Source organism: Micromonospora sp. DT43 (genome assembly GCF_049841645.1).
Taxonomy (GTDB): Bacteria; Actinomycetota; Actinomycetes; order Mycobacteriales; family Micromonosporaceae; genus Micromonospora.
On sequence record NZ_JBNCKR010000007.1, the window covers coordinates 39,740 to 60,137 of the forward strand.

General features: G+C 72.1%; 21 protein-coding genes. 13 read left to right on the forward strand and 8 right to left on the reverse strand.

Annotated elements, in window-relative coordinates; translation table 11 throughout:
* Positions 1 to 29: 29 nt before the first annotated feature.
* Both ACLQ26_RS18280 and ACLQ26_RS18285 read left to right on the forward strand, forming a co-directional pair.
* On the forward strand, positions 30 to 206 hold the full coding sequence (locus tag ACLQ26_RS18280) for a hypothetical protein (RefSeq protein WP_425745830.1): 177 nt from the start codon (positions 30 to 32) through the stop codon (positions 204 to 206).
* Positions 193 to 1,344 carry a helix-turn-helix domain-containing protein gene (locus ACLQ26_RS18285; RefSeq protein WP_425745547.1) on the forward strand — a complete coding sequence of 384 codons (1,152 nt, stop codon included), beginning with the start codon at positions 193 to 195 and terminating at the stop codon, positions 1,342 to 1,344. Before ACLQ26_RS18280 ends, ACLQ26_RS18285 begins: the two co-directional genes overlap by 14 nt.
* A gap of 73 nt (positions 1,345 to 1,417) precedes the next feature.
* Here the strand turns inward: ACLQ26_RS18285 and ACLQ26_RS18290 are convergent, their stop codons facing one another.
* Positions 1,418 to 2,284 carry an aminoglycoside phosphotransferase family protein gene (locus ACLQ26_RS18290; RefSeq protein WP_425745548.1) on the reverse strand — a complete coding sequence of 289 codons (867 nt, stop codon included), beginning with the start codon at positions 2,282 to 2,284 and terminating at the stop codon, positions 1,418 to 1,420.
* 108 nt (positions 2,285 to 2,392) lie between these two features.
* On the opposite strand from ACLQ26_RS18290, the gene ACLQ26_RS18295 reads away from it, so the two are divergent.
* From ACLQ26_RS18295 to ACLQ26_RS18305, 3 genes are all read left to right on the forward strand, one after another.
* A complete protein-coding gene (locus ACLQ26_RS18295; RefSeq protein WP_425745549.1) occupies positions 2,393 to 3,115 on the forward strand; it encodes an HAD family hydrolase in 723 nt (240 codons plus the stop codon).
* A 212-nt stretch (positions 3,116 to 3,327) separates the two neighbouring features.
* The gene (locus ACLQ26_RS18300) at positions 3,328 to 4,524 is read left to right on the forward strand and encodes an epoxide hydrolase family protein (RefSeq protein WP_425745550.1); all 1,197 of its coding nucleotides are present in this window, start codon (positions 3,328 to 3,330) and stop codon (positions 4,522 to 4,524) included.
* A gap of 149 nt (positions 4,525 to 4,673) precedes the next feature.
* Entirely contained in the window at positions 4,674 to 5,525 is an 852-nt protein-coding gene (locus ACLQ26_RS18305) for an alpha/beta fold hydrolase (protein ID WP_425745551.1), read from the forward strand.
* A gap of 84 nt (positions 5,526 to 5,609) precedes the next feature.
* Here the strand turns inward: ACLQ26_RS18305 and ACLQ26_RS18310 are convergent, their stop codons facing one another.
* From ACLQ26_RS18310 to ACLQ26_RS18335, 6 genes are read right to left on the reverse strand one after another with little or no spacing between them, the layout of a single operon-like run.
* Entirely contained in the window at positions 5,610 to 6,626 is a 1,017-nt protein-coding gene (locus ACLQ26_RS18310) for a methyltransferase (protein ID WP_425745552.1), read from the reverse strand.
* A gap of 42 nt (positions 6,627 to 6,668) precedes the next feature.
* Positions 6,669 to 7,298, reverse strand: a complete 630-nt coding sequence (locus ACLQ26_RS18315) for a hypothetical protein (RefSeq protein WP_425745553.1) — start codon at positions 7,296 to 7,298, stop codon at positions 6,669 to 6,671.
* Positions 7,295 to 8,701: a selenium-binding family protein gene (locus ACLQ26_RS18320; RefSeq protein ID WP_425745554.1), complete on the reverse strand. Its 1,407-nt coding sequence runs from the start codon at positions 8,699 to 8,701 to the stop codon at positions 7,295 to 7,297. The genes ACLQ26_RS18315 and ACLQ26_RS18320 overlap by 4 nt, the downstream gene beginning before the upstream one ends.
* Positions 8,702 to 8,716: 15 nt before the next feature.
* Positions 8,717 to 9,448, reverse strand: coding sequence for an ABC transporter ATP-binding protein (locus tag ACLQ26_RS18325; RefSeq protein ID WP_425745555.1), 732 nt, complete (start codon positions 9,446 to 9,448; stop codon positions 8,717 to 8,719).
* Positions 9,421 to 10,254, reverse strand: coding sequence for an ABC transporter permease (locus tag ACLQ26_RS18330; RefSeq protein ID WP_425745556.1), 834 nt, complete (start codon positions 10,252 to 10,254; stop codon positions 9,421 to 9,423). Before ACLQ26_RS18330 ends, ACLQ26_RS18325 begins: the two co-directional genes overlap by 28 nt.
* The gene (locus ACLQ26_RS18335) at positions 10,251 to 11,228 is read right to left on the reverse strand and encodes an aliphatic sulfonate ABC transporter substrate-binding protein (RefSeq protein ID WP_425745557.1); all 978 of its coding nucleotides are present in this window, start codon (positions 11,226 to 11,228) and stop codon (positions 10,251 to 10,253) included. Before ACLQ26_RS18335 ends, ACLQ26_RS18330 begins: the two co-directional genes overlap by 4 nt.
* Before the next feature lie 192 nt (positions 11,229 to 11,420).
* Between ACLQ26_RS18335 and ACLQ26_RS18340 the strand changes: the two genes are divergently transcribed.
* Both ACLQ26_RS18340 and ACLQ26_RS18345 read left to right on the forward strand, forming a co-directional pair.
* Entirely contained in the window at positions 11,421 to 12,608 is a 1,188-nt protein-coding gene (locus tag ACLQ26_RS18340; protein WP_425745558.1) for an LLM class flavin-dependent oxidoreductase, read from the forward strand.
* Between the two features lie 96 nt (positions 12,609 to 12,704).
* Positions 12,705 to 14,087, forward strand: coding sequence for a hypothetical protein (locus tag ACLQ26_RS18345; RefSeq protein ID WP_425745559.1), 1,383 nt, complete (start codon positions 12,705 to 12,707; stop codon positions 14,085 to 14,087).
* A gap of 112 nt (positions 14,088 to 14,199) precedes the next feature.
* Here the strand turns inward: ACLQ26_RS18345 and ACLQ26_RS18350 are convergent, their stop codons facing one another.
* On the reverse strand, positions 14,200 to 15,063 hold the full coding sequence (locus ACLQ26_RS18350) for a hypothetical protein (RefSeq protein ID WP_425745560.1): 864 nt from the start codon (positions 15,061 to 15,063) through the stop codon (positions 14,200 to 14,202).
* 415 nt (positions 15,064 to 15,478) lie between these two features.
* On the opposite strand from ACLQ26_RS18350, the gene ACLQ26_RS18355 reads away from it, so the two are divergent.
* The 6 genes from ACLQ26_RS18355 to ACLQ26_RS18380 all read left to right on the forward strand — a co-directional run bounded on the left by ACLQ26_RS18355 (position 15,479) and on the right by ACLQ26_RS18380 (position 20,203).
* Positions 15,479 to 15,781, forward strand: a complete 303-nt coding sequence (locus tag ACLQ26_RS18355) for an urease subunit gamma (protein WP_007461188.1) — start codon at positions 15,479 to 15,481, stop codon at positions 15,779 to 15,781.
* On the forward strand, positions 15,778 to 16,173 hold the full coding sequence (locus ACLQ26_RS18360; protein WP_425745561.1) for an urease subunit beta: 396 nt from the start codon (positions 15,778 to 15,780) through the stop codon (positions 16,171 to 16,173). Before ACLQ26_RS18355 ends, ACLQ26_RS18360 begins: the two co-directional genes overlap by 4 nt.
* Positions 16,170 to 17,873, forward strand: coding sequence for an urease subunit alpha (locus ACLQ26_RS18365; RefSeq protein ID WP_425745562.1), 1,704 nt, complete (start codon positions 16,170 to 16,172; stop codon positions 17,871 to 17,873). The genes ACLQ26_RS18360 and ACLQ26_RS18365 overlap by 4 nt, the downstream gene beginning before the upstream one ends.
* Positions 17,873 to 18,709, forward strand: coding sequence for an urease accessory protein UreF (locus tag ACLQ26_RS18370; RefSeq protein WP_425745563.1), 837 nt, complete (start codon positions 17,873 to 17,875; stop codon positions 18,707 to 18,709). The genes ACLQ26_RS18365 and ACLQ26_RS18370 overlap by 1 nt, the downstream gene beginning before the upstream one ends.
* A 97-nt stretch (positions 18,710 to 18,806) precedes the next feature.
* Entirely contained in the window at positions 18,807 to 19,478 is a 672-nt protein-coding gene (ureG, locus tag ACLQ26_RS18375; protein ID WP_425745564.1) for an urease accessory protein UreG, read from the forward strand.
* Complete coding sequence (locus tag ACLQ26_RS18380; RefSeq protein ID WP_425745565.1) at positions 19,478 to 20,203, forward strand: urease accessory protein UreD; 726 nt, start codon at positions 19,478 to 19,480, stop codon at positions 20,201 to 20,203. Before ureG ends, ACLQ26_RS18380 begins: the two co-directional genes overlap by 1 nt.
* The last annotated feature ends 195 nt before the right edge of the window (positions 20,204 to 20,398 follow it).

Genomic DNA, 20,398 nt, shown 5'->3' on the forward strand with positions numbered 1-20,398 from the left:
CCACAGAGGCAGGGCTTGCCCTGCGCCGATTGACGGAGGTGGAAATGCGGGGCGACGAGGCAGCGAGTAAGGGTGAGCAGGCCGAGGCGGCCGAGCGGGAGGCTGCCAAGCAGCGCCTCCTGGCGCAGGCCGAGGCGGAGCGCGTACCGGTGGAGGACACGACTCGTGCGGTCCCGGACCGGCGGTGGCGGCGTGACCAGCGATGACCTGCCGATCGGCCGCCGCGTCGCGCGCTGGCGGGTGCGGCGGTCGATGACACAGCAGCAGCTCGCCGACCGGCTGCGCAGGTCGAAGAGCTGGGTCGACAAGGTCGAGCGGGGTGTGCGTGCCCTGGACCGGTACTCGGTGATCCAGGAGTTGGCTGACGTGCTGCGGGTCGACCCGGAGGTGCTGCTCGGCCAGCAGCCGCAGCGAACGCCGGTCGGCGCTCTCGAAGGGATGGACGACATCCGAGCCGCTCTCGCCCGCTACGACGCTCCGGAGGCCGCACAGCAGACGACAGAAGAGGCGAGGAGGCAGGTCGGGTACGCCTGGTTGACCTACCAGCATGCCCACTACGCGCAGTTGGTGCGGGTGTTGCCGAGTCTGCTCGACGTCGTGCAGGGCGCGCGGTCACCGGAGGTGCGGGTGCAGACGTGCCGGATCACCTCCGCCCTGCTGGTCAAGCTCGGTGAGGCCGACCTCGGGTGGCTGGCCGCCGACCGGGCGATGGCCGCCGCCGGAGACGATCCGGCGCTCGCGGCGACGGCGGCCGTGTCGGTCGGGCAGGCGCTGCGCGCGTCGGGCCGCGACCGCCTGGCCCTGGCCGCGACGCTCGCCGCCGCGAACCGCGTCCGGCCGCAGCGGTCGCTGGGGGAGTGGGCCGTGGGTGGGACGCTGCTGCTCCAGGCGGCCCTGGCCGCCGCGGGCTGCGGCGAGCACCGCCGCGCCGGGGAGCTGACCGAGCGGGCCGCGGGCGTCGCCGCACACCTTCGGGGGTACGACGATCAGCACCGCACCAGCTTCGGGCCGGTCGCCGTGGAGTTGGCGCGGGTGCTGGTGGCGGCGCTACGGGGTGACGCCGACGAGGCGGTGCAGCGGCATGTGAGCGTCGTTCGACGGGACGGGTGGCGGCGGTTGCCGGCCGAGCATCGGGGCGCCTACCTGCTCGACGCCGCGCGGGCGTACCTCCAGGTCGGCGACCTGCGCGGGGCGGCACGCGCCCTGGTCGACGCGGACAGTGTCGCGCCCGCTGAGGTCCGGTGTCGGCCGTTGGCGCGTACTCTCATCGCCGATGTCGCAGGCGCGCAGCCGGCGCCGGCCGGCGTGACGCGACTGGCGACGCTCGTCGGCCTCATCCATTGACGGACGCGCGCCGGGCCGTCGAGCGGTGCCCGTTGGTGTCCTGGAACGCCGAGAGGTGTTCGCGGTGAATCCGTCAGCCGATGAGCGTCTCCGTGATCTGCCGGGTGGTCTGTGCCGCCACCCGCGCATCGAAGGCGGCGTACGAGCAGTAGGCGTTCAGGCCGGTGGCGAGTGCCCATCCGCGACCTCTGGCCCACGTCGCGTCGTCCACGCCGAGCGCGGCGCGGAAGACGGCACGTGTGGTGCGCGACAGCAGGGTAAAGGCGATTGTCATGTCCCGTGCCGGATCGCCGACACCGAGGCCACCGAAGTCGATCACGGCGCTGACCCGGCCGTTCACGGTCAGGATGTTGCCCGTGTGAAAGTCGCCGTGGAACCAGACCGGCTGGCGATTCCAGCCCGGTGCGTTCAGCGCCGCCTCCCAGACCGACGTCAGGGCCACCGCGTCGAAGACCCCGGCGACCTGCGCGATCGCGGGGCGTGTGTCGTCGTCTCGAGCAGCCAACTCCCGACCGTCGCCCGGTGGCGCTTCACGGACCGGGAACCGCTGAAGTGCGCGGAGAAATCCCGCCAGAGCGACGGCGGCCTCCCGCGACTGCGCCAGAGCATCCGAGGTTGCCACCTCGCCGTCAAGCCATCGGGAGATCGCCCAGGGCCACGGGTACCCGAGGCCCGGCCGGCCCACTGCGACCGGTTGCGGAACGGCCAGCGGTAGGTGCGGGGCCAACCGTGGCAGCCACCGATACTCCTTCTCGGCCTGACTGACGGCACCGGTGTGCCGGGGCAACCGGACCGCGAGTTCCTCACCGAGCCGGTGGATGACGTGGTCGGACCCGCCTGGCTCGACCAGGTGCAGTGGCAGCCCGGCCCACTGTGGGAACTGCGTTTCGATCAGCCGATTGACAAGTAGGCCGTCGATTCGAGGTCGGGTAATCACCACGGACGGCTCCTGCCGGGAGAGAAGTCACGACCATGAGAGCTCACGGCTGACGACCTGTCGACCGGGTTACGGCCTGCATGCAGGTGACGATCTCCATAGGATGCGTGCATGTCTCGGCCACTGATCTTCGACCTCTTCCACACCCTGGTTCACGGTGCCGACGACGAGCGTGACCGGGTAGTTGGCGAGATGGCGCTCGTGGTCGGGGTGGCTCCGGTCGCGCTGGTCGCTGCGTACCACGCGACCTGGCGCGACCGGCTGGTCCGGTGGGACGTGGAGGAGACCGTCCGCATTCTCGCCGGACGCCTCGGCGGCACGCCAACCGACGAACAGGTGACACGCGCCGGTGGACATCGGCGAGCCCTCGCGCGCCGGGTGCTGGGCACTGTCTCGACCGCCACCCTGGACGTGCTTGACGCGCTGCGCGGCGACGGGCATCCGCTGGCCCTGGTCAGCAATGCCACCTCGGAGACCGCCGAGGCGTGGCCGGACAGTCAGCTTGCCCGCCGGTTCGACGCCGCGGTCTTCTCCTGCGAGGTCGGGCTGGCCAAGCCCGACCCCGCGATCTACCGCATCGCCGCTGAGCGGTTGGGCGTCGCGCCGGCAGAATGCGTCTTCGTCGGTGACGGCGCAGACGGTGAGCTGGCCGGCGCGGCAGCAGTCGGTATGACAGTGCTTCGTACCACCGAGCACAACGACACCGACCCAGGCTGGGGTGGACGTGCGATCGCTACCCTTGGCGACCTGCCCGGCCTGCTGCGCGAGTCGACCGGTCCACGTTCGGCCTTCACGTCAGTCACGGAATCGCCCGCCGGAGTCGCATCGGCGTAGACGCGCCTCAAGTGTCGCCCTCAGTCATTCAGCCAGTTGTCGTCGACTTCGTCCGGTTGGCTCACCGGTTGATCGTCCCGCGGGTTTGACGCGGAGGCGCGTCGACGAATCGCGTTTCCGCCCGGGTGGTGCCGGCCCGCTGTGAGACTGGGCGAGTGCCGGCACTGTCGGTGCGTCGGCGCAGGCCGACTCGACGTGGCGAGGTGGGGAAGATGGCCAACGACAACGAAATCCGTCCCTTCCGGCTGGACACACCGGAGGACGCCATCGCCGACCTACGTCGCCGGATTGCGGCTGCCCGCTGGCCCACTCGCGAATTGGTCACCGATCGCTCGCAGGGGGTGCAGCTGGCGACGGTCCAGGAGTTGGCCCGCTACTGGATGACCGATTACGACTGGCGTGCGTGCGAGACGAAGCTGAATTCGTTGCCGCAGTACACGACGAACATCGACGGCGTCGAGATTCACTTCATCCACGTGCGGTCGCAGCACGAGAGCGCCCTGCCGCTGATCATGACGCACGGCTGGCCTGGCTCGGTCGTCGAGCTGCTCGGGGCCGTCGGTCCGCTGACCGACCCGACGGCGCACGGCGGCACGCCCGAGGACGCGTTCCACCTGGTGCTGCCGTCCTTGCCGGGCTACGGCTTCTCCGGCGAGCCGACCGAGCCTGGCTGGAATTCGGCGCGGATCGCACAGGCGTGGGCGAAGCTCATGGATCGCCTCGGGTACTCGCGCTACGTCGCGCAGGGTGGCGACGTCGGCGCGGCCGTCACGGACGCCATGGGGCGTCAAGCGCCCGAGGGGCTGCTCGGCATCCACGTCAACCTGCTCGCCGGGGCGGTCGGCATCAAGGACAAGTTGCCGGCGAATTCCGAGCAGGAACGCGCCGCGCTCGACGCGCTCAAGCTGTTCTCGATGGACGGGTTCGGCTACTTCCTGGAGCAGTCCACCCGGCCGCAGACGATCGGCTATTCGCTGCTGGACTCGCCCGTCGGGTTGGCGGCCTGGATGCTCGACCACGACACGGACAGCTACTACAAGATCTCCCGCGCGTTCCTCGACGGTGATCCGGCTGGCGGTCTCACCCGGGACAGCATCCTCGACAACATCACGCTGTACTGGTTGACCGGCACCGGTGCTTCGTCCGCCCGGTGGTACTGGGAGCAGGGGCGGTTTCAAGCAGCGGCCCAGGCGGCCGGTCAGGCACCGCCGCCGGTCGCGGTTCCGGTTGGCTTCACCACGTTCCCCGGCGAGATCTGGCCCGCCCCGCGTAGCTGGGCGGAGGCGGTGTACCCCGGTATCGCGTATTTCAACGAGGCCGACCGCGGCGGGCACTTCGCGGCGTGGGAGGAGCCGGAACTCTTCTCCGCCGAGGTGCGGGCGTCGTTCCGGCCGCTGCGAAACGCCTGACGGCCTCACCCGCTGACGGACGTGCCGATCGGGACACCCCTGTGCGTGGCATCTGGCCTGACCTGGGCGACGGTGGCCGGCCGCATATCCGGCGACCCGACGGGAAAGCGCGGGGCGTCCGACAGCCCACACCGGAGCAGGAGAAAAACATGCCTTTCATCACCGTGGGGACGGAAAACTCCGCACCCATCGACCTGTACTACGAGGACCACGGATCCGGTCAGCCCGTGGTACTCATCCACGGCTTCCCGTTCAACGGGGCAACGTGGGAGAAGGAGACCAAGGCGCTGCTCGAGGCCGGATACCGGACGATCACCTACGATCGACGCGGTTACGGCAACTCGGCGCAGCCGGCGTTCGGCTACGACTACAACACGTTCGCCGCGGACCTCGACGTGCTGATGACCGAACTGGACCTGCGCGACGTGACCCTGGTGGGGCACTCGATGGGCACCGGCGAGGTGATCCGGTATCTGGGCAACTACGGTTCCCAGCGCGTCAGCCGGGCCGTGGTGCTGAGCCCCTTGCAGCCGATGCTGGCGAAGGCCGACGACAACCCGGAGGGCGTCGACCGGAAGCTCTTCAAGGGTTTCCAGGACGCCATCATCAAGGACCGCTTCGCGTACCTGACGACGTTCTGTGACGCGTTCTTCAACCCGGACCAGAACATGGGCAAGCGGGTCAGCGAAGAGGCGTACCGGGCGCACTGGCAGATCGGCGCCATGGCCTCCGGCAAGGCCACGCACGACAGCGTGAACGCCTGGCAGGAGGACTTCCGCCCCGACCTGCCGAAGATCGACATTCCGGTGTTGATCGTGCAGGGTGACCAGGACCGGGTGCTGCCCTACCCGGTGACCGGCCAGCGGCTCGGGCCGATGATGCCGACCGGCACGCTCATGACGCTCAAGGGCGCGCCGCACGGCATCCCGTGGACGCACGCCGACGAGGTCAACAAGGCGATCATGGACTTCATGAAGCAGCCCGCCAAGGCTCGCGCCTGACTCGTACCGGTAGCCGATCGGACGCCAGCGTCACGATGACGCTGCGGCACCCGACCCCTTCCCGGGTCGGGTGCCGTCGGCGTTTCACGGCCGGCGGGCCACCACCGCGCCGTTCGCGCCGGGGGCGTCGAACGGCAGGGTACGGACGTCGACGAACCCGGCGTCGGTGAGCCACGCGCCGTACTCGGCGGCCGAGTAGTTCCGGCCACCCTCGGTCTCGACGAGCATGTTCATGCCCATCAGGGCCGCCTCCGGTGGCCCGGTGCGCTCGTCGTTGAGCAGCAGCTCGCAGACGACTATCGCCCCACCGGACGGCAGCGCCTCGTGACACCTCGCCAGCAGCGCCCGGTTCGTCGGCTCGTCCCAGTCGTGCAGGATCATGCTGAGCAGGATGACGTCGTGCCCGTCCGGCAACGCGGGATCGGCGAGGAAGTCGCCGGCCACCGCGTCGATCCGGCCGGTCAGACCCGCCTCCGCGATCCGCTCCCGCGCCCGTACGCACACGTGCGGCAGGTCCAGGACCGTCGCCCGCAGCTCGGGTAGGCGACGGCAGAACTCGATCGGGAACGCGCCGGCCCCGCCACCCACGTCGAGGAGCCGACGGTACGCGGAGAAGTCGTACGCGTCGGCAAGCGCGCTCGCCGTGAAGCTGGACGTCGAATACATGGCGTCCCAGAACTGCGCCAGCATCAACGGGTCCTCGGTGTCGAACATGGACTGCTGCGACTCCGGGTCCCAGGTCAACGGTCGATCCGTGCGCAGCGCGTCGCCGATCCGGTGCCACGGCAGGTAGGTGCGCAGGTCGGAGTAGCGGATCTGGGCGCCGAAGTAGTAGGGGCGGCCCTCGACCAGGAACTGCTCGGCCAACTCGGTGTTGCGGTAGCCGTCGCCGGCCTTCTCCAGCAGGCCGAGTGACGCGCACGCGGCGAGCAGCAGGTCCGCCGGCCGGTCGGGCAACCCGAACTCGGCCGAGGCCTGCTCGACTGTCATCGTCCGCCCACCGGCGAGCCGGGTGAACAGACCGAGGTCGACGCCGGCCGCGAGGGTCTTGAACCCCCACACGCCGGCCACGAGCTGCATGAGCGGAGTCGGAGTGACCATGGCGACATGAGATCACACATCACACGTTTCCACGATGGACGATCACGCTCGGATCAGCGTCACCAACCCCGCGGCCACCAGCACCCCGGCCCAGAGCCTGTCGACGTTGAACCAGGCCCGACGCAGCACCCCGACCCCGAGCACCTGGTAGACGAGCATCGCCACGACCAGCGCGGTGCCCAGCATCGCCACGGTGTGCACGCCCGCCGCCGCCAACCCGGTCAGCGCGCCGACCGGCGCGGCGGCCAGGTGCCCGGAGTGACCTCCGGACACCGGCTCGGCGACCAGCACCGGCAGCAGCATCAGCCCCGCGCCGTGCGCCGACGACATGAGGAACGACCAGCCGGCGAGCTGCGCCGAGGACAGCCGCATCCCCGCCCAGCGGAAGTGCCGCTCGGAGAGCAGCCGCCACAACCCGAAGCCGACAAGCAGCACGCCGCCGACCACCGCCAGGGCGGTGCTCGCCGTCACCGACCTGGTCGCGGTGACCAGGGCGGCGACGATCGCCACCGACGCGAGGTGCCCCGCCGCGATCGGCGGCAGCGCGCGCAGCAGCGCCCCCCGGTCGCGTTCCTGCAGGCCCCGGGCCACCGCGAACAGCCAGCCCATCGCCGGGTTCAGGCCGTGGAACGCGCCGAGCGCCGCGAGCGTCGCGAGGGTCCCGACGGTCACGGGAAGCAGTACGAGTCGGAGGACGCGTCCCCGCCCTGCAGGCGGGTCTGGTGCACCCGCCGGCCCCGGAATTCGTCGCCGTGCGGGAAGAACCTCTCGTCGGGCGTGAGCCCGCCGGCGTCCACGTCGACGTCGAGCTTCGCCAGCCAGGCGCCCACCCCGTCCGGGTAGAACTGGTCGTCCCACGAGCCGTAGAGGGAGTTGCTGACGTAGACCCGCCGCCCGTCCCGGCTCACCTCGACCATCTGCGGGCCACCCGCGAGGGCCTCGCCGGGGGCGGACGGGTGTGCGGTGCGGCGGACGATCCCGCCGAGGTGCACCGAGCCGGTCTGCACCGGGTGCAGCGGGTCGCTGACGTCGTACTGGCGCAGCTCGCCGGTGCCCCAGCAGGAGACGTAGAGGAACCGGTCGTCCACCGACAGGTCGATGTCGGTCACCAGTGGCGGCACCGCGCCGAACGGCTTGAGCAGGTCGGGCAGGTCCGCCGGGTCGGCCGGCTCGGCCGGGATGTCGATCACCTTGGTGACCGCCCAGGCGTCCCCGTCGCGGTGCCACAGCCAGACCGAGGCGGACAGGTCCTCGACGCTGATCACCACCCCGACGAACCCGTACGACTTCCGCGGATCGTGCGCCGGGCGCAGCTCCAGCGGCATCTGGTACTGATCACCCAGGTCGACCCGCTGCACGTGCCGACGTTTCGCGAGGTCCCAGAAGTGGATGGCATGGCCGTAGCGCCGGCCCAGCAGCAGCTCGCCGATGATCCCGTCCTCGATCATCGACGGGGTGCCCCACTCGCTGGTGACAAGCACGTCCTGGGTGAGGTGCCACCACACGTCGTACGCCAGGAACTGCGGGCCCCGGTCGGCCTCCCACGCCCCGCGGACGTCGAAGGTGGTGTGGTCCAGGATCGCGATGCCACCCGGACCCTCCGCGCCGTCCGCGCCACCGAGGGCGGACAGGTAGATGCCGTCCGGGCCGCAGTGCACGGTGTGCGGCCGGGAGTAGCCGGCCCGCTTCGACAGCTCCTCCGGCCCGATCACCTTGACGACCTGCGGTTGGCGCGGGTCGGGCTGGGTGTCGAGCACGTGGATGCGCGACGAGCGCAGGCCGGGCACGATCAGGTAGCGCCGCTCGACGTGCGGGTGCGGGGCTGTCGGGCAGAGCGCGCTGCTGCACGCGTTCCACCCGAAGTGGTGCACCTCGTCGCCGAGGTGCGGCAGGTCGGTCCAGCCGACGACCCGGCCGTAGTCGGGGGAGTCGGGGTCGGTGTCCAGCACCGCGATGGCGTCCGGGCGGCTGGCGCTACGGTCGAAGGCCGCCACGTAGGCGAGCTTCTCCGCCGGCGCGGTCGCCGCCTGTGACGGTGACGGGTAGAAGGTGGGGTCCGGTGTCCAGCGGGTCATCACAGCTCCGCTCGTTCAGGTGGTGGGAACGCCGAGTCGGTCGAGCAGGTGCCGGCGCAGCGCGCCGAAGCCCGGGTCGTCTGGCGTACGGGTGGGGCCGAGGTCGACGGGCAGTTCCGCGGCGATGCGGCAGTGGTCGAGGAGCAGGATCCGGTCGGCGAGCAGCAGTGCCTCCTCCACGTCGTGGGTGACCAGCAGGGCGGCGAAGCCGTGCTCGGCGCGCAGCCGGCGCAGCAGCACTTGCATTCGCAGCCGGGTGAGCGCGTCCAGGGCACCGAACGGTTCGTCGAGCAGCAGCAGGTCCGGTTCGCGGACCAGCGCCCGCGCGACGGCCACCCGCTGCGCCTGCCCGCCGGACAGCTCGGCCGGCCAGGCCCGGTGCCGCTCGGCCAGCCCGACCTCCCGCAGCGCACGGTCGACGCGCCCGGCGGTGTCCGGGCCGGACAGGCCGAGCCCGACGTTGGCCGCCACCCGCTTCCAGGGCAGGAGCCGGTGTTCCTGGAAGACCACGGCGGCGGTGCCGTGCACGACTGTCTCGCCGCTGGCGTCGCCGTCCAGGCCGGCGAGAACCCGTAACAGCGTGCTCTTGCCGGAGCCGCTGGAGCCCAGCAGGGCCACCACCTCGCCCCGCGCGATGGTCAGGTCGACCCCGGCCAGCACGACCGTCGACCCGAAGGCCCGGTGGATCGCGTGGGCGGTCAGCACCGGCGTCGCGCCGGTCAGCTGGCTCGCAGTCCGCGTCGCCATGTCAACATCCTCCTCTCCGCAACGCGCAGGGCAAGGTCGGATATCAGCCCGAGCAGCGCGTAGACGAGCAGGCCGAGGACCACGACGTCGGTCTGGCTGAACTCCCGCGCCTCCATCATCAGGAAGCCGATGCCGGTCTGGGCGTTCACCTGCTCGCCGACGACGAGGCTGAGCCAGGCCGCCCCGATCGCGAGGCGCAGGCCGAGAAAGAGCGACGGCAGCGCGCCGGGCAGCACCACGTGGCGCAGCCGGGCGGCCTGCCCGAGCCCGCAGGCGCGGGCCGCCTCCACCAACCGTTCGTCGATGTCCCGGATGCCGGCGTAGGTGTTGAAGTAGATGGGGAAGAACGCGCCCAGGGCCACCAGGCTGATCTTCAACGACTCGCCGATGCCGACCCAGATGATCAGCAGCGGCACGAGGCCTAGGTGCGGCAGCATCCGGGCCATCTGCACCGGCGGGTCGACCAGGTCGTCGCCGAGGCGCAGCAGCCCGGCCACCGTGCCCAGGACCAGCGCCAGGACGCCGCCGATGAGCAGCCCCGCGCCGGCCCGGGTCAGGGAGTCCAGGAGGTGGACGGCGAGCGTACCGTCGCGGGACAGTCGCCAGCCGGTGGCGAGCACGTCGCTCGGCGCGGGCAGCTTCTCCGGCGCCAGCAACCCGGTGCGGGCGGCCAGCTCCCAGCCCAGCACCAGCACGACCGGGCTGACCAGCCGTCGCCACCGCCGAGCCGGCCGGGGTCGTCGCGGGTCGGGCGCCGCGACGGCCGCGGCCTCCGGCGGCGTTTCCAACAGAGGTGTACGGCTCACTGGAACACCGCGCTGAAGCGGTCGTCCACCCGGCCTTTGATGTCGACCGGGCCCGGGATGAGGTCCAGCGCGATGAAGCTGTCGGTGATCGCCTGGAGTTCGTCGCCGATGGCCGGGGTGACCGGGGCGAGCGGCTTGGCGCTGCGGTCCAGGGCGCGACTGGTGACGTCCTCCGGGATCTTCAGCTCCGGCGCGAGCGTGCGGGCCCGTTCCTGCGGGTTCGCGATGCCCCAGTCGGTCACCTCGCGGTAGCGCTGCAGGAACGCCCGGATGTCGTCCGAGCGCTTGTCGACCGCGTCGGGGGCGGCCAGCACGTACTCGCGGTTGCTGGCCAGGCCTGTCGCGTCCGCGAGCACCCGCACGCCCGGCTGCTCGGCAAGCGCGAAGTACGGGTCCCAGATCACCCACGCGTCGACCTGCCCGCTGTCGAACGCGGGCCGCCCCTCGGCCGGCTTGAGGTACTTGACCTCGATGTCCTTCAACGTCATCTTGTTGGCCTCCAGCAGCCGGACCAGCAGCCAGTGCACGTTGGAGCCCTTGTTGAGGGCGATCGTCTTGCCCTTGAGGTCGGCGAAGCTGCGGTAGCCGCTGTCGGCCTTGACCAGCACCGCCTCACCCTGCGGGATCGGCGCCGAGGTGCCGATGATGGAGAACGGGATCTTCCCGGCGGCGGCGAAGACGGGCGGGGCCTCGCCTACCTGTCCGATGTCGATCGACCCGGCCTTGAGCGCCTCGGTGAGCGCCGGCCCGCTCTCGAACAGCGACCACTCGACGCCAGGGGTCTCGCCGCGCGCCTTGACCAGGCTCAGCCCTCCGAAGCGCTGGTAGCCGATCCGCAGCTTGCCCGCCTTGCCTCCGGCGTCGGCGGACCCGCCGCAGGCGCTCACGGCGGCGCCGGCGAGCAGGACCACTGCGGTGAACGCGGCAGTCAGCAGGCGGCGACGCGGGGGATGACTCGACGAGGGGGTACGCATGGCGGCTCCTTGGATCGGGCAGGTGCGCCGGGCCGCATCGACCGGCGTGAGGTGGCGTGGGCGGTAGCCTACTAACCCGATAGGTTTTATGGGTAGGCTGTCGGCGGGATCGTCCCACCCCTCAGGAGGTGCCCGCCTCACCGCGCGCGCCACCCGCACCCGCACCGCCGCGCACTGGAGGAAAGAGCCCCGATGACCCTCACCTTCCACTGGTTCCTGCCCACCAACGGCGACAGCCGGGACGTCGTCGGCGGCGGCCACGGCGTGCCGACCGGTGCCGCCGGAGGCGCCCGTCCGGCCAGCGTGGCGTACCTGGGGCAGATCGCCCGCACCGCCGAGCAGCTCGGCTTCGTCGGCGCGCTCACCCCCACCGGCGCGTGGTGCGAGGACGCCTGGTTGAGCACGGCGATGCTCACCGAGGTCACCGAACGCCTCAAATTCCTGGTGGCCTTCCGGCCCGGCCTGACCTCACCCACCCTCGCCGCCCAGATGGCCTCGACGTTCCAGCGGCTGTCCCGGGGCCGACTGCTGCTCAACGTGGTCACCGGCGGCGAGTCGTCAGAGCAGCGGGCGTACGGCGACTTCCTGGACAAGGACGCCCGCTACGCGCGGGCCGACGAGTTCCTGCACGTCGTCCACGCGCTGTGGCGGGGTGAGACTGTCGACTACACAGGCGCCCATGTGCGCGTCGAGCAGGCGCGACTGCACCGGCTGCCCGACCCGACGCCGCCTGTCTACTTCGGCGGCTCGTCCGCCGCCGCCCTGCCGGTGGCGGTGCGGCACAGCGACGTCTACCTCACCTGGGGCGAGCCGCCGGCCCAGGTCGCCGACAAACTGGACCGGGTGCGGGCGCTGGCCGCCGATGCCGGCGGGGCCCTGCGGTTCGGCATCCGGCTGCACGTCATCGCCCGGGACACCGCCGACGAGGCGTGGGCACAGGCCCGCCGCCTGCTCAGCGGCATCTCCCAGGCCGACATCCGGGCCGTGCAGGACGGGCTGCGCCGCAGCGAGTCCGAGGGACAGCGCCGGATGCTCGACCTGCACGGCGGCTCCCGCGACAGCCTGGAGGTCTCGCCCAACCTGTGGGCAGGCGTCGGGCTGGTCCGGGGTGGCGCGGGCACCGCACTCGTCGGTAGCCACCGCGAGATCGCCGACCGGATCGCCGAGTACCACGCGCTGGGCATCGACGAGTTCATCCTCTCCGGCTACCCGCACCTGGAGGAGGCGTACTGGTTCGGCGAGGGCGTCCTGCCGATCCTGCGGGAACGCGGATTGTGGCGGCACCCCGACGGCCGGCCGGGGCCGACCGACCACGTCGACGTCCCGTTCGCCGGCACGTCGACACCTCGCCCGGCGCCGGAACCCGCCGCGGCCCGCTGACCGGCCCACCCGTGGCGGTGGGTGCCCCGGCGGGCACCGCGTGACTTGTCGTGCGGTGCTACCACTGAGGCACATTCGCGAACTGGTGGTGATGGCGTGGGCGACGAACGGGCAGCCGACGCGCCCGAACCCGAGGGCTGGCCGCTGCCTCGACGCGCCCGGCCCGACCCGATACCGACGGACGTCACCGACGACGACCTGCTGTTCGCCGACGAGGACCCCTACATCGAGCCGCTCGACGGCGAGCCGGTCGACAGTGAGCCTTTCAGCGAGCCCGAGTTCGACGAGGTCCCCTGGTGGGTCACCCACGGTGAACGAATCGACGCGACGGCCCGGGCCAACCGCAGGAACACACGCGAGAAATTCGGGTGGGACGGTCTTCCCGCCGGTTACGACACGTTCTGGGGTCACGTCGACGTCGACCCGGTGTCGGTGGCGCCCGCCGTACGGGGTGCCAGGATCACCCTGGACTGGCTGGACTTCGCGTCGCGTTCGGTGGGGACGCCGCAGCGGCTGCCGCTCCTGCTCGGCGCGGTCGTGGCCACCGTCGGGGCGTTCGGCATCGTCGGCGGGTCACTTGTCGACCGGTTGGCGGCCTGCGCCACGAGCCTCGTCCTCGGGGTCGTGGCGGCACTTGTCGCGTCTCACCGCGCCCTGTCGTACCGGGCGGCGGCGACCGGGGGCGCCGCCATGGCCGTGGCATGCGTCGCGGTGTCGACAACTTCCACGATCCGTGCGACCCGGTGGTACGACGTCCTGATGGGGCTCGCGTTCGCGGGCGCCGGCCTGGTCGTCGCCGCGCTCTGGCCGATCGTGCGCCGGTGGCGTGTCGAACGGGACCTGTGGACGCGTCCCGAGCTGGCGATGGTCGCCGCTCTCCTGGAGTTCGCCGACTGCGTCGAGTCGGATCCGGAGACCCAGGACCGACGCGATGCCGTTCAGGCCCTCGACCGCGCCGCGACCAGGTTCGAGTTCGCGTGGCATCGCGTGCACCGGACCGGTGTCGACGTCACCGACAGGCAACTGCGCGGGTGGGCCGGCCGGATCCGGGCGGAGACGCGCGAGCTGCAGCGCGCGTTCGCGTTCGGTGATCCATCGAAGGTCCGCCTGCTCCTGAGCACCTACCTGCTGATCCAGGCGATCGTCAACCGCTACTCCCTCGACGACAACGAGGACGACTGGGTACGCCACGGCAGCTGGCGCCGGCCGCCGACGTCCGCGATCGCACGGCTGTGGGCACTCGGCAAGCAGTCCGGTCGGTACGTGCGTCAGTGCCTGCTCGCCGCCGTCATCGCGAGTGCCGCGCTGCTGCTGCTCGCGGTCACGGTATGGAGCGCGGTGCCGACCTTCATCGGCGAGCACGTCTCCCGCGACCTCGGCTCGGCGCTGGCCTTCGACCCGACGATGCGTGTGTTCGTCGCCACGATCAGCCTGTCGCTGTTCGCTGTGGCCGGGCGCGCATACACCCACCGGCGCTGAGCCGGCGAGCCGCGCGCCCCTGATCGGTGGCAGCTGAGCAACTCGACACGCCGCGCACCGCCCTGCTGAGCTGACACCGATCGCCGCGCCGCCTCGTCCCGGGGCGGCCCGGTTACGCGCCGGTGGCGTCCCAGACCACCACGTGCACGACGAACGCCTGGTCGGCGCGGGTGTTCGTGATGGTCGCGAACCCCAGCCGACCCTCCGAGGTGCGGAAGCAGAAGTCGGCGCCGTCCGTGAACGAGTCCCGCGCCGACCCGGTGGCCGACGCGACGCAGCCGGCGTACGCCTGGGCGGGGTTGCCCCCGGAGTACGGGTAGACGTTCGGCGCGTTGGCGACCTGGACGTTGTCCGACCGCACCTGTCCCCAGTCGTGGTAGAGGTCGAGCCCGCCGGTCGCCCCGTCGGAGTGTTTCGCGACGACCTGCTGTTCGGGCCGGTCGACGTCGACGGCGGCGAAACGTGGTAGCAGCACGTCCCGCTCCACGAGGGTGCGGGGCGCGTCCGGGTCCGCCGTCGTACTCGCTGCGGTCGGGGTGGCCGGTGCGGGCGTCGACCCGAGCGGCGCGGCGGCGGCAGCGGTGGTCGGTGCGGGCGCGGGCGCCGACGTCGGCGGCGTTGACGTCGACGAGCCGGCGGTGGGCGGCGTCGACGACTGGCGGTTGAGCTGGGTCGCCACGACACCGCCGAGCACCAGGCAGCCCAGCGCCAGCAGCGCGATCGCGAGGCGGGTCCGCCGGTACCACAGCCAGAACCCGGCGAGCAGCAGGACCGCGGTGAGGGTGAGGACGAACAGCAGCACGTCCCGGCGCAACACGCTCTCCACAGCTGTCACCACACCGAGGACGTTTGCCGCCACGCCGATCACGGCGAGCGTCCTGATCCGATGGTCGCCGCTGCCGCTGCCGCTGCCGCTGCCGCTGCCGCTGCCGCTGCCGCTGCCGCTCGTTGCGGGCGGCGTGGCCGACTCTGTCAACGCTTACCTCCACTGTGGATGTCGCACGACTTCACGGGTGGGCGGGACCACCCGCCCCGTCATGATTCCATCGACTCGCTTGTACGCCAGGCGCCGCGCACCGCGAGGATGTGCGGACGGCGAGTCGGCTATCCGACGGGCCACGGCGTCGCCGTCGATCCCGAACGGACTGTTGCCCCGGCCGCTGGCGATCCTCTACGGTCTGCTGAAGCGGTGGGCGGTGCGGTCCGCATCCGACCGAACACCGCCGGATGCTCGTCGCGCGGGCCGGGATGGTGGAGTCCCGGGCCACCCGTGGGCGGGAGTTCCGGCGGACGTGTGACTCCAGCTCGTACCCCGGGTGACTGCTGCCCGGCGCGGCTCCACGCGGAGCCGACGGCGAGCCGGACACGCCGATCACCACCGGAGAGTCCCCGTGTTCCTCAGCCCGCACGAGCAGGACCGCCTGCTCGTCCACGTCGCGGCCGATGTCGCCCGCCGCCGCCGCGAACGCGGCCTGCGCCTCAACTACCCCGAAGCCGTCGCGATGATCACCGCCTTCCTGCTCGAAGGGGCCCGCGACGGCCGGTCGGTGGTCGACCTCATGTCGGCCGGCCGGACCGTACTCGGCCGCGACGACGTCCAGGACGGCATCCCCGAGCTGCTGAGGGAGGTGCAGGTGGAGGCCACGTTCCCGGACGGCACCAAGCTCGTGACGGTGCACCACCCAATCCCGTGATCCCCGGAGAGATCCTGCCGGCGGCCAGCCCGGTGGAGATCAACGTGGGCCGGCCGGTGACCACACTGGTCGTGGTCAACACCGCCGACCGGCCAGTGCAGGTGGGCTCGCACTACCACTTCGCCGAGACCAACCCGGCCCTGAGCTTCGACCGGGACGCCGCCTGGGGGCAGCGCCTCGCCGTACCGGCGGGCACCTCGGTCCGCTTCGAGCCGGGCGTCAGCCGCAGCGTGGACCTGGTCCCGCTCGGCGGCGCGCGCATCGTGCCGGGCCTGCGCGGGGAGTGCGCCGGCCCGCTGGACGACGCATCCCCGGCCGCGCTCAAGACCGATGCGCGGGGAACCGACGTGCCGACGACCGACGTGGCGGCGACCGACGGGTCGGCGCGGTGAGCGCCGTGCGGCGGGACCGCTACATCGACCTGTACGGGCCCACCACCGGCGACCGCATCCGACTTGCCGACACGAGCCTGCTGATCGAGGTGGAGACCGACCACTGCGTCGGCGGCGACGAGGCAGTCTTCGGCGGTGGGAAGGTGATCCGCGAGTCGATGGGGCAGTCGCGGGCCACCCGCGCCGAGGGAGCCCTCGACACCGTCATCACCGGCGCGGTGGTGCTCGACCACTGGGGTGTGGTCAAGGCCGACGTGGGGCTGCGGGACGGGCGGATCGTCGCCCTCGGCCGGGCCGGCAACCCGGACACCATGCCCGGCGTCCACCCCGACCTGGTCATCGGCCCGGCCACCGAGGTGATCGCCGGCAACGGCCGGATCCTCACCGCCGGCGCGGTCGACACCCATGTGCACTTCATCTGCCCGCAGATCGTCACCGAGGCGCTCGCCAGCGGCATCACCACGCTCGTCGGCGGCGGCACCGGCCCCGCCGAGGGCACCCGGGCCACCACTGTCACCCCGAACGCCTGGCACCTCGCCCGGATGCACGAGGCGCTGGACACGATGCCTGTCAACGTGCTGCTGCTCGGCAAGGGCAACACCGTCTCCAGCGAGGCGCTCTGGGAACAGTTGCGCGCCGGTGCGGGCGGTTTCAAGCTGCACGAGGACTGGGGCACCACGCCTGCGGCGATCGACGCCTGCCTGCGGGTGGCCGACCAGTCCGGAGTCCAGGTGTCGATCCACACCGACACCCTCAACGAGGCCGGGTTCGTGGCCGACACCCTGCGCGCGATCGGTGGGCGGGCGATCCACTCGTACCACACCGAGGGAGCGGGGGGCGGGCACGCGCCGGACATCATCACGGTGGCCAGCGAGCCGAACGTGCTGCCCTCGTCGACTAACCCCACCCGCCCGTACACCCGGAACACCCTCGCCGAGCACCTGGACATGTTGATGGTCTGCCACCATCTCAACCCGTCCGTGCCGGAGGACCTGGCCTTCGCCGAGAGCCGGATCCGACCGTCCACCATGGCTGCCGAGGACCTGTTGCACGACCTCGGTGCGATCTCCATCATCGGCTCCGACGCGCAGGCGATGGGCCGTGTGGGCGAGGTGATCCTGCGGACCTGGCAGAGCGCCCACGTGATGAAGGAGCGGGTGGGCGCGCTGCCGGGCGACGGGGCCGCCGACAACCACCGGGCCCGGCGGTACGTCGCGAAGTACACGATCTGTGCGGCGATGGCCAACGGGCTGGAGCGGGAGATCGGCTCGGTCGAGCCCGGCAAGCTCGCCGACCTGGTGCTTTGGGATCCGGCGTTCTTCGGCGTACGACCACACCTCGTGCTCAAGGGCGGCATGATCGCGTACGCCCAGATGGGTGACGCCAACGCGTCGATCCCGACGCCGCAGCCGATGCTGCCACGGCCGATGTTCGGGGCGTACGGCGCCGCGGCGGCCGCCACCAGCCTGACGTTCGTGGCGCCGGCGGCCCTGGACGCCGGTCTGCGCCTGGACGTGCGGCGGCGGGTCGTGCCGGTCGCCGACGTACGGTCCCGGGGCAAGGCCGACCTGCCGGAGAACAACGCCATGCCGCACATCGAGGTGGACCCGGACACCTTCACCGTGCGGATCGACGGCCAGGTGGTGGAGCCGGACCCGGTGCCCCAGCTGCCGATGGCCCAGCGGTACTTCCTGTTCTGATGGCGACGTCGAGCCTGCTGCTGTTGCTGGCCGACGGTCGCTTCCCGGCCGGCGCGCACGCGCACTCCGGCGGCCTGGAGGCGGCCGTCGCCGCCGGCCGCGTCACCGACCTGGCCTCGTTGGAGTCGTTCCTGGTCGGTCGGCTGACCACCGCCGGGCTGGTCGGGGCGGCGTTCGCGGCGGCGGCACACCGGGTGGCGCTGCCGGTCGGCGGCGCCACCGCCGACCCAGCCCAGCCCACCGCGCGACCGCTTGGCCGGGGCCACCCCGCCGGGCGGGGCGTCACGCCGGCTGATCCCGCCGGGCGGCCGGGTGCGCCGGACACCTCCGGCGGCTCGTCGGGTACGCCGGACGGTTCCGGCGTGCGGTCGCGTGCGCTGGCACAGCTCGACGCGGAGCTGGACGCGCGGACGGCCGCTCCGGCGTTGCGGGCGGTGTCCCGCCGCCAGGGGCGGGCGCTGCTGCGCGCCGGACGGACCATCTGGCCGCAGGCGCCGTTCGGTGACCTGCCCGCCACACCCGGGGGAGCGCACCAACCGCTGGTGCTCGGGCTGCTCTGCGCCGCCGCCGGGTTGAGCCGCACCGAGACCGCCACGGTCGCCGCGTACGGGACGGTGACCGGTGCGGCCAGTGCCGGCGTACGTCTGCTCGGCCTCGACCCCTACCAGGTCCAGGCCCTGCTGGTCGGCCTCGCCGACCTGTGCGACGGCACCGCCGCCGAAGCGGCCCGTGCCGCCGACGATCCACCCGAGCGGCTGCCGGCCGCCGCCGCCCCGCTCGCCGACATCCATGCCGAAGCCCACGCCACCTGGGAGGTGCGTCTCTTTGCGTCCTGACACTGTTGAGCCGACCGCTGTACCCGCCGCTGTACCCGCTGGCGGGCCGATCCCGCCGCATGACGAGACCGTTCCGCACACCCATCCCGAACCGGGGGTGGACCCGCACCCGCCGCTGGCGCGGTCGGGTCGGGCGCTGCGGGTCGGCATCGGCGGACCGGTCGGATCCGGTAAGACCGCCCTGGTGGCAGCCCTCTGCCGGGCGTTCGCCGACGAGTTGCGGCTCGGCGTGGTGACCAACGACATCTACACGACCGAGGACGCCGACTTCCTCAAGCGGGCCGGCGTCCTGGACCCGAGCCGGATCCGCGCCGTGGAGACCGGCTGCTGCCCGCACACTGCCATCCGTGACGACATCGGCGCCAACCTCGATGCCGTGGACGAGCTGGCCGAGGCGCTCGGTCCGCTGGATCTGGTGCTGGTGGAGAGCGGCGGGGACAACCTGACCGCCACCTTCAGCCGGGGCCTTGTCGACCGGCAGATCTTCGTGGTCGACGTGGCCGGCGGGGACAAGGTGCCGCGCAAGGGCGGGCCCGGGGTGACGTCCGCGGACCTGCTCGTGATCAACAAGACCGATCTGGCGCCCATGGTGGGCGCCGACCTCGCGGTGATGGACCGGGACGCGCGGGCCCGCCGCGGCGACCTCCCGACCCTCTTCCTGTCGATCGTCGGCGACCCGACGGCGGGTCGGGTCGCCGAGTGGATCCGGCACGAGTTGGCCCTTCACGCGGCCCTGCACCCCGTCGCCGCACCGGCCGGCCCGGCCTGATGCGAGCGTTCGCCCGGCTGGTGGCCCGCGCCGACGGTCGGGGCGGCACGGTCCTGACCGAGGTGCACGGCGAGACGCCGCTGCTGCTTCGGCAGACGCCTGGCAACTGTGGCGTCGCGACAGTGCACGTCGTGGGCGGGGCCGCCGGCCCGCTCGCCGGCGACGACCTCCGCCTGGAGATCGACGTGGGACCGGGAGCGGCGGTACGGGTGCACAGCGTCGCCGCATCGGTGGCCCTGCCGGGCCGGCCCGGCGCGGTGTCGCGGATGGCGGTGCGGGCGGTGGTGCACGACGGCGCGGCACTGCACTGGCTGCCCGAGCAACTGGTCGCGGCGGCCGGCTGCGCCCACCTCGCCGAATCCCGCATCGAGCTGGCCGCCGGGGCGAGGCTGAGCTGGCGGGACGAATTGATCTGCGGCCGGTACGGCGAGGCGCCCGGCAGTGCCGTCGTGCACACCCAGGTCGACTACGACGGCAGACCGCTGCTGCGCCAATCGTTGGCAGTGGGACCGCAGGCACCCGGCTGGGCCGGCCCCGCCGTGCTCGGTGGGGCCCCGGCCACCGGCTCGTTGCTGGTGGTCGACCCGTCGGGCCCCGCTCCACCCGCGAGCGTCGAGGGCACCGTCGCCCGACTCCCGCTCGCCGGTGGCCCGGCGACCCTGTGGACCGCCACCGCCCCCGACGCGCACACCCTGCGCGCCCACCTCGCCGTGCGCGAGGGGTGATCGAGTCGACGGCCGATCCTTGAGTACTCCAACGTCACTTCGCCTGTCTGCACTGGTCTTGAGCTCCGGTCTGAACTGACTACGTTCGGTTACCGCAGGGCGGAGGCACATGCGCGGATCGCGGCAGAAGAGTGTGTCGACGGCTCCACTACTCTCGCGGCCGCTTGTGATCAGTGTGCAACGACGACGGTACGT